This window comes from Nonomuraea rosea (genome assembly GCF_039539705.1).
Classification (GTDB): domain Bacteria; phylum Actinomycetota; class Actinomycetes; order Streptosporangiales; family Streptosporangiaceae; genus Nonomuraea; species Nonomuraea rosea.
The window spans coordinates 102,310-116,506 of record NZ_BAABDQ010000014.1; the positions used below are offsets into that span (position 1 = coordinate 102,310).

A 14,197-nucleotide genomic window follows, 5' to 3' on the forward strand; every position below is an offset into this window, starting at 1 on the left:
CATCCATTCGGATGAAACTGTCAACCATCCGGATGGATGATAAGCTCGGCGGCATGAGACGAGCACCGGAGGAGAAGCAGCGCGATCCCGAGCGCACGAAGGCCCGCATCCTGCAGGCGGCGCTGGAGGAGTTCGCGGCGAAGGGGTTCGCCGGGGCGAGAGTCAGCGAGATCGCCGCCAGAGCCGGGATGAACAAGCAGCTCATCTCGTACTACTTCGGTGGCAAGGAGGGCCTCTACCAGGCGCTGAACACGCGCTGGCAGGACGAGGAGAGCGCCTTCGCCGACCGTTCCGCCCCGCTCGGCGAGCTGGCCGCCGACTACGTGCGGGCCAATTCCTCCCGGCGCGAGTACGGCAGGCTGATGCTCTGGCAGAGCCTGACCGACGACGGGCCGCCCGATCCCGCGTTCGCCACGGACGTCCGCCGCGACGTGGAGCTCCTGCGCCGGCGTCAGCAGGAGGGTGAGCTGCCCGCCGACCTGGACCCTGGCGCGGTCCTGGTGGCGCTGTTCTCCATGGCCTCGGCCGGCATCTCCTTTCCCCAGCTCGTCCGGGCCGTCTGGGATCAGGATCCGGCGTCGCCGGAGTTCGCCGAGCACTACGCGGGCCAGATCGAGAAGCTGCTGGGTTACCTGCGCCCCGGGGGCGGCGTTCCCGCTTCGTAAGGTCTGCGTGGCACGGGCCGGTGTTGGATCGGTGGCATGCGCGTATTGCTCACCGGCTCGTCCGGGTTCATCGGCAGCCACATCGCGGAGGCGCTCGGGCAGGAGCACGAGGTGATCGCCGCCGACCTCCGTACGGGCGTGGACGTGCGCGACCCCGAGGCCCTCGACCGTCTCCTGCCGGGCGTCGACGCCGTGATCCACCAGGCGGCCAAGGTCGGGCTCGGCGTGAACGTGGCCGACCTGCCCGAGTACACGTCGGTCAACGCGTACGGGACGGCGATCCTGCTGGCCGCCATGGCCAGGCACGGCGTGGGCCGGCTGGTGCTGGCCTCGTCGATGGTCGTGTACGGCGAGGGCGCCTACGACTGCCCGCGCCACGACCGCGTCCGCCCCGGCCCGAGAAGGGTGGAGGACCTGGCGGCGGGCGTGTTCGACCCGAGATGCCCGCTCTGTGAGAGCGTCTTGTCCCCGTCGGTCGTCGGCGAAGACGCCCCGCCCGACCCGCGCAACGCCTACGCCACCACCAAACTGGCCCAGGAGCACCTGGCCGCGAACTGGGCGCGCGAGACCTCCGGCACCGCCGTGGCCCTGCGCTACCACAACGTCTACGGCCCGCGGATGCCGCGGGACACGCCCTACGCCGGGGTCGCGTCCATCTTCCTGTCGGCACTGCTGTCAGGACGGTCGCCGGCGGTCTTCGAGGACGGGGGCCAGCGCCGCGACTTCGTCCACGTACGCGACGTGGCCAGGGCCAACGTCCTCGCGCTGGCTGCGGGGAGGGCTGGGGAGCTGAGGGCGTACAACATCGCCAGCGGCGTCCCGCACACGGTGGGCGAGCTCGCGGCGGCGCTGGCGGCGCAGACGGGCGGCCCCGCGCCGGTGACGACGGGCGACTACCGGCTGGGCGACGTGCGCCACATCGTCGCCGCACCCGCCAAGGCCGCGAACGAACTGGGCTTCACGGCCTCGATCTCCTTCGAGGAAGGACTCAAGGAGTTCGCCGCACAGCACGAGCTGCACAGCACGAGCCGCAACCTGACCCGCACACCCTGACCCTGAGCTGCACACCCTGAGCGGAGTGTCCTACCCATGATCGATGTCGTGCTGCCCTGCCTGGACGAGGCCGAGGCGCTGCCCTGGGTGCTGTCCCGGATGCCGGCCGGTTACCGGCCCATCGTGGTCGACAACGGCTCGGCCGACGGCTCCGACCAGGTGGCCGCCGAACACGGGGCGCTGGTCGTACGGGAGCCGGTCCGCGGGTTCGGCGCGGCCTGCCACGCCGGCCTGCTGGCCGCCACCAGCGCGGTCGTGTGCTTCATGGACGCCGACGCCTCGCTCGATCCCCGCCAGCTCCCGCTCGTCGTCGATCCGGTGCTCGCGGGGGAGTCGGACCTGGTGCTCGGGCGGCGGGTGCCCGCGGCGGCGGGCGCCTGGCCCGCCCATGCGCGCCTGGCGAACGCCGTGCTCGCGCGCCGGCTGCGGCGCGGCGCCGGGGTGCCGCTGCGCGATCTCGGGCCGATGCGGGCGGGCCGCCGCACCGCGCTGCTCGGGCTGGAGCTGGCCGACCGCCGCTTCGGCTATCCGCTGGAGATGGTGCTGCGGGCCGCCGCCGCAGGATGGCGGGTCACCGAGGCCGACGTACGCTACCTGCCCCGCACGGGGCGCTCCAAGGTCACCGGCACCGTACGGGGGACGTTCCGGGCCATCGCCGACATGCGGGCCGTGCTGGCCGCGCACGGCGGTCAGGGGCAGCGGACGACCATCCCCGCATAGGACAGATTGCCCCCGAACCCGAACAGCAGCATCGGCGCCCCCTTCCGCACCTCGCCGCGCTCAAGCAGCTTCGACAGGGCCAGCGGCACGCTCGCGGCCGAGGTGTTCCCCGACTCGACCACGTCACGCGCGATGATCGCGTTGACCGCGCCGAGCTTGGCGGCGATGGGCTCGATGATGCGCAGGTTCGCCTGGTGCAGCACCACCGCGGCCAGGTCCTCCGGGCGGACGCCGCCGCGCTCGCACGCCTGCCGGGCGATCCCGGGAAGCTGGGTGGTGGCCCACCGGTAGACGCTCTGCCCGTCCTGGGAGAAGCGCGTCGGAGTGCCCTCGATCCGCACGGCGGTGCCGAGCTCCGGCGCCGAACCCCACACAACCGGACCGATCTCCGCCTCCGGAGCCGCGCTGACCACGGCCGCCCCGGCCCCGTCGCCGGTCAGCACGCACGTGGTCCTGTCGGTCCAGTCGGTGACGGCGCTCATCTTGTCGACGCCCACGACCAGGGCGTTCGTGGCGGCGCCCGCGCGGATCGTGTGGTCGGCCAGGGCCAGGGCGTGGGTGAAACCGGAGCACGAGACCCCGACGTCCATCAGCGCCGCGCCGGGCACGCCGAGCCGGGCCGCGACGCGGGAGGCCACGTTGGGGGCCCGCTCGGTCTGCGTGCAGGTGGCGATCAGCAGCAGGTCGATGTCGGAGGCGTTCAGGCCGCCGGCGGCCAGGGCCTTGGCGGCGGCGTGCCACGCCATGTCCGCCACGCTCTCGTCGGGTGCGGCCACATGCCTGGTACGGATGCCGACCCGCTTGCTGATCCACTCGTCGCTGGTGTCCACCATCGCCGCCAGATCATCATTGGTCAGGACCTTGGCGGGTTGGTAGTGGCCTGTTGCGACAAGTCGTGATCCGCTCATGGCGTCGCACTATAGCAAGCGAACGTTCGGACGCTAAAGGGGCCGACGTGGGCGCTAAAGTGACGGCATGAGCCCGCGCAAGTCCGTCGTGGAAGCCCTCGGCACCCGCTCCGCCATCCTCGACCGCTCGGTCGCGATCGCCTCCGCCGAAGGGCTCGAAGGGCTCACCATCGGCCGCCTCGCCGGGGAGCTGGGCATGAGCAAGTCGGGCGTGCTCGGGCACTTCGGCTCCAAGGAGGCGCTGCAGCTCGCGGTGCTGGACCGGGCGGGGGAGATCTTCCGCGCCGAGGTCTGGGAGCCCGCCCTGCCCGCCGCGCCCGGCCTGACCAGGCTCAGAGTGCTGTGCGAGTCATGGGTCTCCTACCTCGAACGCGGCGTCTTCCCCGGCGGCTGCTTCTTCGTGGCGGCGGCGCACGAGTTCGACGGCCGGAAGGGGGCGGTGCGGGACGCGGTCGAGGCCAGGTTCGACACCTGGCGCGAACGGCTGCACAAGGAGGCCGGGCGCGCCGTGGACGCCGGTGACCTGCCCCAGGGGACGGATCCAGGACAGCTCGCGTTCGAGCTGCTGGGGCTGGTGATGGCGCTGAACCACGCCATCCAGCTCCACCACGACCCCCAGGCACCCGCCCGCGCCCGCCACGCCATCAGGTCCCGCCTCGGCGGCACGCCTTAGCGCGCCTCGGCGACACGCCGCAGGTCGCCGGAGCGTGGCAGGTCGCCAAGACAGGGCGGGTCGTCGGAGCGGTCAGGGCGCCAAGGCACCGCAGGTCGCCGGAGCGTCAGGCCGCCAACACGGGGCAGATCGCCCGGAGCGGTCAGGTCGCCGGGTGCTAGCTTGCCGAGAGACGGTCGAAGAGCTCCAGCGCCGCCCGCCGCACCTCTTCGGGCGAGAGCCCGTCGAGGGTGTGCCTGGCGTCGTTGATGTCACGCGTAGTCGCCAGTGTGATGGCCACGGACGAGGCGGCGGCGCGGTCGATCGATCCCGTCGGGGCGGCGTCGGCCAGCTGCTGGGCGCTCGCGGCGAGGTCGAGGTTGTCTCTCAACGGATCTCCTCGGGTGAAGACGGCTCGGCCCATTGCATCACTTTGCGTCGTGCCGCATCCACCATTCGGTGAATTCCCGGCATCGCCCGTCGGGCACGAACCGTATCACCCACAGGTTGCTGTATGTCTTGTCGGGATAAGTGGTGACGCCCTGGATGACGCTCACGTCATCCGTCACGGACACCGGATGCCACTCGAATGTGGCTTCGCCCGGTTTGTCCTGCCGGCCCAGCCACTGGGAGACGATCTCATCGCGTCCCTGCCAGGGCGAGCTGTACGGCTCGGTGTAGTAAACCGCGTTCTCGGTGAACAGGGCGGAGATGTCGTCGGGATCGTTCGAGTTCCATGCGAGCACGTAGCCCTCGATCCACGATCGTGGCTCGACCATCGGTCTCTATCCTCTCAGCGGGTCGTGACCCACGGACATGAGCTCACGCCGAGACTCGTCGTCCGTCCTGTCACCCATCGTCTCCACGAGGTCCACGACCTGCTGCATCGCCGCGAAGTCCGCCTTGGTGAGGTCGCCCTTCCGCTTGCGCAGGATGTGCAGCACGGCCCGCCCCAGCTCGTCGATGCCCAGGTCCGGGTCGGGTGGGAAACCCTCTTCGTCCGAGGCGTCGGCGAGCAGATATTTCCGCAGCTCCTCGGAGTTCATGTTGACCACCCGGTGGAACTCATCCCACAGCCTGCCGATGTCGAAACCCTCAGTCATATCGCCCGTCTACCCCCGAGGCTCCGCGTTACGCACCGCGAACGCCCAGGCCGAGGGCAGTATTGCCCTATTTCCCGACGCTGGAGGGACCCGAGCAGCCGGCGATGCGGCCGTCCCGCGTGCGGCTCAGGCGACGCCGTCGGCGAGCTTGGCGACCGTGTCGGCGACGCGCCGCTGCCTGGTCTCGGGCTTCTTGGCGGCCTCGACCTGCAGCACCCAGCGCAGCTTGCGCGAATAGGACAGGCTCTCGAAGAACGTCTTGGCCTCCGGGACGAGGTCGAGCGCGGCGGCCAGGTCGGCGGGCACCTCGACCTCGCGCGGCGCGGTGTCCAGCTCGACGGCCACCTCGACCTCGTCACCCGCCGCCACCCCGGCCCCCTGGCGGTTCTCCGCGCTGAGCGGCAGCATGAACCGGCCGCCCATGCTCGCCACGGTGCTGCGGTAGGTGTGGGCGCCGATGGTGACGGTCACGGCCGGCCGCTTGCCGCTGCCGAGCGCCTCGACCACCTCGGCGGGGACCTCGAACCCGGTGGCGGTCTTGCCGCCCAGCTCGATCGTGCTGCGGAATCTCATCCGAAGAACCCTTCCAGTACGGGCGCCAGCGCGGCCGGCTTGACGATGTGGGTCTGCCCTTCGAGCGTGCGGTACTCGGCGCCGGGCAGCAGGGCGGCCAGCGACCTGGCCGCGTTGCGGATCCACGGCCGGCTCTTGCCGCCGTCCATGACCAGCGTAGGCACCTTCACCGAGGACCAGTGCCCCTCCGGGTAGGGGACGCCGCGCTCGTACGGGGCCACGAAGGCGGCGTCGTACGGGAGCGTGTGCGCCACCGCCTTGAGCGTGGACCAGGCGGGCATGAACCGCATCATGGCCACCACCGCGCCCGGCAGCCCGACGCCCCTGCGCATGAAGTAGCGGACCAGGTCGGCGCGGCGGTCCGCGGCCAGCAGCTCGTCCAGCGTGGACAGGTAGTCGGCGGGGATGGCCGGCCGGGTACCGTCCACGATGAACGGCGGCTCGTACAGCGCCAGTTTCTCCACCGGCACCCCGCTCTCCGTCGCGGCCAGCGCGAGCGCGGCTCCCGACGACGTGCCGTACAGCCGCACCGGGCCGCCGCCGGCCGCCGCCACGATCGCGGCCAGGTCCTCGATCTCCCGCTCGGGCGCGAACGGCGCGGTGTCGCCGCTCTCGCCCCGCCCGCGCCGGTCGTAGGTGTAGACGGTGAAGTGGCCGGCGAGCGCCGTGGCCAGGCCGGTGTTGACACTCTGCCCCCGGAAGCTGAGCGCGCCGTCGACCAGGATCACCGCCGGGCCGAGGCCTGCGCGGGTGTAGGCGATCGAGGTGCCGTCCGCGGATGAGACCGTGCTCATGGTTGCTCTCCGTTCCGTGTGTGGTTTGAGAGTAGCTTCCGACAAAAAAATTTGTCAAGGCTTGAGCTGGGAGATTACGGCACGCGTGGCTGACGAACAGGGCGGCTGGACGGCGCAGTGGCGCTGGTCACGGGAAGCGCGCGGGGGCACTCTGAGCTGCTGATTCGCCTGATGTCGAAATTTTTCAGGTATAGGGGTACTCAGGCGGTCCCTTTCCCGCTCTTACATGCTGGAGTCGTCTCAGCGTGGGGGACGCGGGGGCGGCTCCGACAGCGTGCCGCGGAGGAGGGGACGGCACGTGCCGAGGTCAGGGTGAGCGGTCTGCCAGCCGCCGGCCCATCGCCCTCGGCACGTGCCGAAGGCGGCGTCGCTGAGGTCGCCCGCTGAGGTAGCCCGAGGTCACTCGCGGTGGGCGGGGCCGGTGCTGCCGCGGGGCGTGAGGATGGCGGCCTGGTCCTCGAACGGCGGCACGCTCTCGCCGGAGATCAGGGCCAGCAACCGCTGGGCGGCGTGCGCGCCGTAGGCCGGGATGTCGCGGGTGAGCGCGGTCAGCGGCGGCCGGACGACCTGGGCCAGCGGCGAGTCGTCCCAGGCCACGATGGACAGGTCGCGCGGCACCTCGACCCGCATCTCCTGGGCCACGGACAGGCCCGCCACGGCCATGATGTCGTTGTCGTAAACGATCGCCGTGGGCCGGTCGGGCGAGCTGAGCAGCCGCCGGGTGGCCCTCGCGCCCTCCTCGCCGGTGTAGTCGGTGTGCACCACGACGTGCTCGGCCACGCCCTCGCAGGCGGCGATGAACGCCTGGTCGCGTACGGTCGTGTGGACCAGCTCAGGCAGCCCGGCCACCCGCGCGATGCGGCGGTGGCCGAGCGCCACCAGATAGCCGACGGTCTCGCGGACGGCCTCGCCGTCGTCGGACCAGATGGCCGAGAGCGTGCCGGACTGCGAGGGATGGCCGATGACCACGACCGGCATGCCGAGCCGCTCCAGCTCGGCCACGCGGGCGTCCGAATAGTGCAGATCGACGAGGAAGACGCCGTCGATGCGGCTCTCGCCCCACCAGTGGCGGTAGACCTCGCTCTCCTGCTGGTGGCTGGTGACGACCTGGAGCAGCAGCCCGTAGGACCGGTCGGCGAGCACGCCCTCCATGCCGCTGATCAGCTCCATGAAGAACGGCTCGACGCCGAGGATGCGCGCGGGCCGGCAGAGCGCCAGGCCGACGCAGTTGGCCCTGGCGCCGTTGAGCGCCCGCGCCGCGCTGTTGGGCCGCCAGCCGATCTCGTCGGCGATGGCGACGATCCTGGCCCGCGTCGCCTCGGACACGCCCGGCTGCCCGTTGAGCGCGTAGGAGACCGCCACCTTGGACACTCCCGCCCGGCTGGCGATGTCGGCGATCGTCGGTCGCTTCACGGACTCCCTCTCTGAACCGGATAACCACACCTACTGTAGGCCACGCCGCTCGGTGGCCGCGGTGCCCATCCAGTGAGGCCGTTAACCGCTTAAGCCACGTGCCAGGGCCTGGATTCCTGCGTCTCCTTGGCGGGCGCGTCATCCGGGCCGGCGACGCGCAACGCGTACGTGGGCCGGTCCGCGCCCTCGACCGGGCCCAGGTAGGTGTGGCCGGTCAGGTGGCACCAGGCGGGCAGGTCGACGGGCGCGGCGGGATCGGTGGCGATCAGGTGGATCACGGCGCCTGGACCGGCCGTGCGCACGTGACCGCGCAGCTCCATGAGGAGTTGCACGCACAGCTTGTCGCCGCCGTCCACCACGAGATCAGGCATGCGTATAGGAAACCACTCCCAGGGGCCTGCGCGTGCCGGAGTGTCAGGAGATGCCGGGCGGGGAGGTGGAGTCCCTGATGACGAGCTGGCAGGGCATCTTGTGCACGCCGGGCGTGGCCTTGCCGTCGATGGCCGCGAACAGGTGCTGGGCGGCGGTCCTGCCGAGCAGCTCCAGGTTCATGTCCACGGTCGTCAGCGCGGGCCGGGTCTCGGTGGACAGCACCTCCCAGTTGTCGTAGCCGACCACCGCGATGTCGTCGGGCACCCGGCGCCCGCGCTCCCTGGCCGCCTCCACGAACCCGGCCGCGATCTGGTCGCTGCCGCAGAACACCGCGTCGATCTCGGGCTCGGCCATCAGCAGCATCTCGGCCGCGTGCCGCCCCCACCGCTGCGACCACGCGCCCGACAGCGTCTGGCCCGCCTGCGCCAGGCCCGCCTCACTGAGAGCGGAGCGCAGGCCCTCCTCGCGGTCGCGCGCCGCCTTGTAGTGCGTGGGCCCCGTGACGTGCGCGATCCTGCGGCGGCCCATGGCCAGCAGATGGTTGACGGCCATGGCGGCGGCGCCCACGTCGTCGGGCACGAACGACACGTCGTCGGAGTCCTCCGACGGGCCGTAGGCGTACACGACCGGGATCGGCAGGTCCTTGCTCACCGGAGGGCGCGGGTTGGTGCTCTCGCCCACCACGATCAGTCCGTCCACCCGGCGCGACAGCAGGGCCCGCAGGTGGTGCTGCTCCCTGATCGCGTCGCCCCGCGCGTCGCAGAGCAGCACGGCCATCTCGCCCGCGCCGAACGCGTCCTCGGCGCCGAGCAGCACCGGAATGCCGAACCGGCCGACGCTGTCGGAGGTGAGCAGCCCGACCGTGCGGGTCTGCCCGGACAACAGTCCCCTGGCCAGGGCGTTCGGCTGGAAGGAGAGCTCCGCCGCGGCGGCGAGCACGCGCTCGCGCGTGGCCGGCCGCACGTCTTGACGTCCGTTCAGCGCTTTGGACGCCGTGGCGATCGATACCCCCGCCAGCGAGGCCACATCGTTGATGGTCGCCCGCTTACTCGCCATGTTTCGAAACCCTTTTCGGTCATTTGTGAACTGCATAGCACCCTAGCACCCATTGACATGGGCTCTTGTTTCTTCTACGTTTCCGAAAACCTTTAAGTCCAGGAGCACATCATGAGACGAAGGCTGGCCGGGATCTCCCTACTCGGTGTGTTAGCGCTCACAGCGGCGGCCTGCGGCAGCGGCGGCGGCAGCGGGGGCAGCACGCCGCCGGCGAACGGTCCCGTGACGATCACCATGTGGACCCGTGCGGCCACCCAGACGCAGAGCGAGCGGCTGGTCGCGGCCTACAACAGCAGTCACAAGAACCAGGTGAAGCTCACCGTCATCCCGACCGACAACTACCAGCCGCGCATCGCCGCGGCGGCCGGCGCCAAGCAGCTCCCCGACGTCTTCGCGGCCGACGTCATCTTCGTCCCGAACTACACCTCCCAGGGCCTGTTCATGGACGTCTCCGAGCGCGTCGCGGCGCTGCCGTACAAGGACAGCCTCGCACCCTCGCACATGAAGCTGGGCACGCTCGACGGACGTCAGTACACGCTCCCGCACACGCTCGACCTGTCGGTCTGGTTCTGGAACAAGGACCTCTACGCCAAGGCCGGGCTGGACCCCGAGAAGGGGCCGAAGACGCTGAAGGAGTTCGCCGAGCAGGCCACCACGATCCAGGACAAGCTCGGCAAGGACGGCAAGGTGCACGGCACCTTCTTCGGCGGCAACTGCGGCGGCTGCTACGTCTTCACCTTCTGGCCCTCGGTCTGGGCCGCGGGCGCGCAGGTCATGAACGCCGAGGGCACCACCTCGCTCAACGACCAGCCCGCGATGACCGACGTGTTCAAGGTCTACCACGACCTGTACGCCAAGAAGGCGACGGGCCCGACGGCCAAGGAGGAGCAGGGCCCGACCTGGACCGGGTTCTTCCCCAAGGGCGAGATCGGCGTCATGCCGATGCCCTCCACCACGCTCGGCCTGATGCCCAAGGACATGAAGATCGGCGTCACCCCGATCGCCGGTCCCGACGGCGGCGAGTCGACGTTCGTCGGCGGCGACTCCGTCGGCATCTCCGCCACCAGCAAGAACCCGGACGCGGCCTGGGAGTTCCTGTCCTGGACGGTCTCCGACGACGCCCAGGTGGAGGTCATGGCCAAGAACAAGGACGTGCTCGCGCGCACCGACCTGGCCAGCAACAAGTACTCCTCGGAGGACCCGCGCGTGGTCCTGATCAACTCGCTGGTGGCCAAGGGCCAGACGCCGTTCGCGCTGCGCTTCGGCCAGACCTTCAACGACCCGCAGGGCCCGTGGCTGCGCCTGGCGCGCGAGGCCGTGTTCGGCGACGCCGCGAAGGTTCCCCAGCTCAACACCGAAATCACGAAGTCCCTGCAGCAATGACCCTGACGATCACGCGATCCGGGCGGCGGCCGGCGCACTCCGCGCCGTCCGCCCGGTGGCGGAGCAGGAAGGTCCAGGGCTGGCTGTACGCGGCCCCGACGGCCGTCATCGTGGGCGTGCTGTTCATCGCGCCCCTGGTGCTGGTCGGCTGGATGTCGCTGAACCGCTGGCCGCTGCTCGGCCCGGCCTCCTTCAACGCCCCCGCCAACTATCTCAAGATCGCTGACAACCCGCTCTTCATCGACGCGGTCCTGTTCACGCTGAAGTACACCGCCATCACCACCGTCCTGCTGTCCGGCGTGGCGCTCGGCCTGGCGCTGCTGGTGCAGGATCGCGGTCGCGGCATCGGCTTCTTCAGGACCGCGTTCTTCCTGCCGGGCGCCGTGGGCTTCGCCGCCGCCGGGCTGCTGTTCTACGGGATGCTGAACAACGACTTCGGCCCCATCGACCCCATGCTGCAGTCGCTCGGCATCACCAGCGAGCCGGTCAAGTGGATCGGCACGCCGAACATGGCGCTGTTCTCCACGATCACGCTGGTGCTGTGGCGCTTCGCCGGCTTCAACATGCTCATCCTGCTGACCGGCCTGCAGGCGATCCCGACCGAGGTCTACGAGGCGGCCAAGAGCGACGGTGCGAACCGGTGGCAGATCTTCACCAAGATCACGCTGCCGCTGCTGCGCCCGACGCTGGCGCTGATGCTCATCCTCAGCGTCACGGGCTCGCTGCTGGCCTTCGACCAGTTCTTCGTCTTCACCAACGGCGGTCCGGACAACAGCACGGTCTCGATGGTGATGGTCGTCTACCGTGACGCGTTCTTCCGCTTCGACCTCGGCGGCGCGGCGGCGCTCTCGGTCGTGCTGCTCGTGGCCCTCGTCGGCCTGAACACGCTGATGATGCGGAGGCTGCGATGAAGCGCTATGTCACCCTTTCTGCCCTGGCGGTGCTGTTCCTCTTCCCGCTGCTGTGGAGTGGGTACGCCTCGCTGGAGGAGCCCTCGAACTACCTGGAGATGGCCAGCTTCGGCGAGGGCGTCGGCACGTACGCGACCAACAGCGTGCTGGTGTCGGGCATGACGGTGGCGGGCACCCTGATCGTCTCCGCGCTCGGCGGCTACGGCTTCGCCCGCTTCGACTTCCCGGGCAAGAACCTGTTGTTCCTGGCCACGCTGGCGATCCTCATGGTGCCGTACGCGACGATCCTGATCCCGCTCTACGTCCTGCTGGGCTACATCGGCCTGCAGAATTCGCTGCTCGGGCTGTCGCTGGTGTTCGTGATGTTCCAGCTTCCGTTCGCGCTGTTCATGATGCGCAACGCGTTCGAGTCGGTGCCGCGCGAGCTGGAGGAGGCCGCGCTGGTCGACGGATGCGGGACGTTCAAGGCGTTCTCCAAGATCCTGCTGGCCGCGGTGCGGCCCGCACTGATCACGGTGGGCCTGTTCGCGTTCCTCGCCTCCTGGAACGACTTCTTCGCGCCGCTCATCCTGCTCAACGACGGCGCGTCGTTCACCCTGCCGGTCGCCGTGGTCAGCATGACGCAGCACACGTTCGGGGCGATCGACTACGGCATGCTCCAGTCCGGCGTCATGGTCATGGCCATCCCCTGTCTCATTCTCTTCATCGTGCTGCAGCGCCACTACGTGCGCGGATTCATGTCAGGAGCTCTGCGTGGCTAATCCTGTCCTGCCCTCATCGGGCGTCCTGTCCCCCCTCGGCCTAGACGCGGTACGCCTCTCACCCGGTTTCTGGGGCGACCGGATCGCGCTCAACAGCGAGGTCACGATCGCCCACTGCCAGGAGTGGGAGGAACGAGAAGGCTGGATCGGCAACTTCAGGGGCGAGCGGCCCAGGAGGGGGCGGGAGTTCAGCGACTCGGAGATCTACAAGCTGCTGGAGGCCATGTCCTGGGCCGGCCACCCCGGGCTGACCGCGCTGGCCGAGACCGTGGCGAAGGCCCAGGAGGGCGACGGCTACCTCAACACCCGCTGGTCCGGCAGCCGCTACACCGACTTCGAGTGGGGGCACGAGCTCTACTGCTACGGCCACCTCATCCAGGCCGGGGTCGCCCGGCTGCGCATGCACGGCGAGGACGTGCTCACCCAGGTCGCCGTCAAGGCCGCGGATCACGTCTGCCGCCGGTTCATGGAGGGCAACGAGACCTGCGGGCACCCCGTGGCCGAGATGGCGCTCGTCGAGCTCTACCGCGTCACCGGGACCGAGCGCTACCTGGAGATGGCCCGCCGCTTCGTCGAGCGGCGCGGCCTGCCCGCGCTCGGCGACATCCCCTTCGGCCGCGCCTACTACCAGGACGACCTGCCGATCAGGCAGGCGCAGGTGTTCCGCGGGCACGCGGTGCGCGCGCTCTACCTGGCCTCCGGCGTGGTGGACGTGGCGGTCGAGACCGGGGACCAGGAGCTCCTGAAGACGGTCGAGTCCCAGTGGGAGCGGACCGTCGCGCGGCGTACGCACCTGACCGGCGGCATGGGCTCGAGGCATGCCGACGAGTCGTTCGGTGAGGACTACGAGCTGCCGCCGGACCGGGCCTACAACGAGACCTGCGCGAGCATCGCCTCCATCATGCTCGCGCACCGGCTGCTGCTGGCCACCGGCGACGTCCGGTACGCCGACCTGACCGAGCGCACGCTGTACAACATGCTGGCCACGGGCGTCGCGCTGGACGGGCGCTCGTTCTTCTACGCCAACCCGCTGCAGGTGCGGGTGCCCGCGGTGCCGCTCGAAGGCGTCAACCACGCCGCCGAGGGCGGGCTGCGCTCGCCCTGGTTCGACGTGTCCTGCTGCCCGAACAACATCGCCCGCACGCTCGCCTCCCTGCCCGCCTACGTGGCCGCCGCGACGCGGGACGGGATCGTCATCCACCACCTCACGCCCGCGGAGATCCGGCACGAGGGCCTCGCGGTACGGGTGGAGACCGGCTACCCGTGGACCGGCTCGGTCAGCGTGCGCGTCCTGGCCGACGGCGAGGGACGCATCGGCCTGCGCGTCCCCGCCTGGGCCTCGGACGCGACGCTCGCGCATGTCCCGGTCTCCTCCCAGGACTCGCCGCTGCCCGACGGTCCCGTCATCCGGCCCGTCAGCCCCGGGTACGCCCACGTCGACGGGCCGTGGCGGGCCGGTGACGAGATCCGGCTGGAGCTGCCCATGCGGCCGCGGTGGACGTTCCCCGACCGGCGCATCGACGCGCTGCGGAGCACCGCCGCGGTCGAGCGCGGGCCGCTGGTCTACTGCGCGGAGTCCGTGGCGGACGAGCCGCCGCTCGGCGAGGTGACCGCGCGGATCGAGCCGCCCGTCGAGCACGAGGCGGACGGCGTGGTCGAGCTGGAGGTGGCGGCGTCGATCGGCGCCGGCGTCAACGGCGGCTGGCCGTACGAGCCCGCCGCCGCGGATCACGAGGACGGCGCGGACACCACGGTGCGGCTCGTCCCCTACCACCGATGGGGCAACCGCGGCCCCGCGACCATGCGTGTCTGGCTACCGATCTAGGAGACGTA

General features: G+C 70.5%; 17 protein-coding genes. 8 read left to right on the forward strand and 9 right to left on the reverse strand.

Annotated elements, in window-relative coordinates:
• The first annotated feature begins 53 nt into the window (after positions 1–53).
• The 3 genes from ABEA43_RS29975 to ABEA43_RS29985 are packed head-to-tail and all read left to right on the forward strand — an operon-like array spanning position 54 to position 2,438.
• The gene (locus ABEA43_RS29975; RefSeq protein ID WP_345566964.1) at positions 54–665 is read left to right on the forward strand and encodes a TetR/AcrR family transcriptional regulator; all 612 of its coding nucleotides are present in this window, start codon (positions 54–56) and stop codon (positions 663–665) included.
• Between the two features lie 36 nt (positions 666–701).
• Positions 702–1,718 carry an NAD-dependent epimerase/dehydratase family protein gene (locus ABEA43_RS29980; RefSeq protein WP_345566966.1) on the forward strand — a complete coding sequence of 339 codons (1,017 nt, stop codon included), beginning with the start codon at positions 702–704 and terminating at the stop codon, positions 1,716–1,718.
• Positions 1,719–1,754: 36 nt separating this feature from the next.
• Positions 1,755–2,438 (forward strand): glycosyltransferase family 2 protein, encoded by a 684-nt coding sequence (locus ABEA43_RS29985; RefSeq protein WP_345566968.1) that lies wholly within the window; start codon positions 1,755–1,757, stop codon positions 2,436–2,438.
• Here ABEA43_RS29985 and ABEA43_RS29990 read toward each other — a convergent pair.
• Complete coding sequence (locus ABEA43_RS29990; RefSeq protein WP_345566970.1) at positions 2,408–3,346, reverse strand: beta-ketoacyl-ACP synthase III; 939 nt, start codon at positions 3,344–3,346, stop codon at positions 2,408–2,410. The two genes, ABEA43_RS29985 and ABEA43_RS29990, sit on opposite strands and share 31 nt — an antisense overlap.
• 67 nt (positions 3,347–3,413) lie before the next feature.
• Here ABEA43_RS29990 and ABEA43_RS29995 point away from each other — a divergent pair, with 67 nt between their 5' ends.
• Entirely contained in the window at positions 3,414–4,019 is a 606-nt protein-coding gene (locus ABEA43_RS29995; RefSeq protein ID WP_345566972.1) for a TetR/AcrR family transcriptional regulator, read from the forward strand.
• A gap of 157 nt (positions 4,020–4,176) precedes the next feature.
• On the opposite strand, the gene ABEA43_RS30000 is transcribed toward ABEA43_RS29995, so the two are convergent.
• The 8 genes from ABEA43_RS30000 to ABEA43_RS30035 all read right to left on the reverse strand — a co-directional run bounded on the left by ABEA43_RS30000 (position 4,177) and on the right by ABEA43_RS30035 (position 9,309).
• Positions 4,177–4,389 (reverse strand): hypothetical protein, encoded by a 213-nt coding sequence (locus ABEA43_RS30000; RefSeq protein WP_345566973.1) that lies wholly within the window; start codon positions 4,387–4,389, stop codon positions 4,177–4,179.
• 37 nt (positions 4,390–4,426) lie between these two features.
• Complete coding sequence (locus ABEA43_RS30005; RefSeq protein ID WP_345566975.1) at positions 4,427–4,777, reverse strand: YybH family protein; 351 nt, start codon at positions 4,775–4,777, stop codon at positions 4,427–4,429.
• Positions 4,778–4,783: 6 nt separating this feature from the next.
• A complete protein-coding gene (locus ABEA43_RS30010; RefSeq protein WP_345566976.1) occupies positions 4,784–5,101 on the reverse strand; it encodes a DUF3140 domain-containing protein in 318 nt (105 codons plus the stop codon).
• A 126-nt stretch (positions 5,102–5,227) separates the two neighbouring features.
• Positions 5,228–5,674: a YdeI/OmpD-associated family protein gene (locus ABEA43_RS30015; protein ID WP_345566978.1), complete on the reverse strand. Its 447-nt coding sequence runs from the start codon at positions 5,672–5,674 to the stop codon at positions 5,228–5,230.
• Positions 5,671–6,468, reverse strand: coding sequence for an alpha/beta fold hydrolase (locus ABEA43_RS30020; protein ID WP_345566980.1), 798 nt, complete (start codon positions 6,466–6,468; stop codon positions 5,671–5,673). The genes ABEA43_RS30015 and ABEA43_RS30020 overlap by 4 nt, the downstream gene beginning before the upstream one ends.
• 399 nt (positions 6,469–6,867) lie before the next feature.
• Positions 6,868–7,881 (reverse strand): LacI family DNA-binding transcriptional regulator, encoded by a 1,014-nt coding sequence (locus tag ABEA43_RS30025; protein WP_345566981.1) that lies wholly within the window; start codon positions 7,879–7,881, stop codon positions 6,868–6,870.
• 89 nt (positions 7,882–7,970) lie between these two features.
• Positions 7,971–8,252: a sulfurtransferase TusA family protein gene (locus ABEA43_RS30030; protein ID WP_345566983.1), complete on the reverse strand. Its 282-nt coding sequence runs from the start codon at positions 8,250–8,252 to the stop codon at positions 7,971–7,973.
• Positions 8,253–8,295: 43 nt separating this feature from the next.
• Entirely contained in the window at positions 8,296–9,309 is a 1,014-nt protein-coding gene (locus ABEA43_RS30035; protein WP_345566985.1) for a LacI family DNA-binding transcriptional regulator, read from the reverse strand.
• 111 nt (positions 9,310–9,420) lie between these two features.
• Here ABEA43_RS30035 and ABEA43_RS30040 point away from each other — a divergent pair, with 111 nt between their 5' ends.
• From ABEA43_RS30040 to ABEA43_RS30055, 4 genes are read left to right on the forward strand one after another with little or no spacing between them, the layout of a single operon-like run.
• Positions 9,421–10,692 (forward strand): ABC transporter substrate-binding protein, encoded by a 1,272-nt coding sequence (locus ABEA43_RS30040; RefSeq protein ID WP_345566987.1) that lies wholly within the window; start codon positions 9,421–9,423, stop codon positions 10,690–10,692.
• Positions 10,689–11,603 (forward strand): carbohydrate ABC transporter permease, encoded by a 915-nt coding sequence (locus ABEA43_RS30045; protein ID WP_345566989.1) that lies wholly within the window; start codon positions 10,689–10,691, stop codon positions 11,601–11,603. Before ABEA43_RS30040 ends, ABEA43_RS30045 begins: the two co-directional genes overlap by 4 nt.
• A complete protein-coding gene (locus ABEA43_RS30050; RefSeq protein ID WP_345566990.1) occupies positions 11,600–12,364 on the forward strand; it encodes a carbohydrate ABC transporter permease in 765 nt (254 codons plus the stop codon). The genes ABEA43_RS30045 and ABEA43_RS30050 overlap by 4 nt, the downstream gene beginning before the upstream one ends.
• Positions 12,357–14,189 (forward strand): glycoside hydrolase family 127 protein, encoded by a 1,833-nt coding sequence (locus ABEA43_RS30055; protein WP_345566991.1) that lies wholly within the window; start codon positions 12,357–12,359, stop codon positions 14,187–14,189. Before ABEA43_RS30050 ends, ABEA43_RS30055 begins: the two co-directional genes overlap by 8 nt.
• Positions 14,190–14,197: the final 8 nt, after the last annotated feature.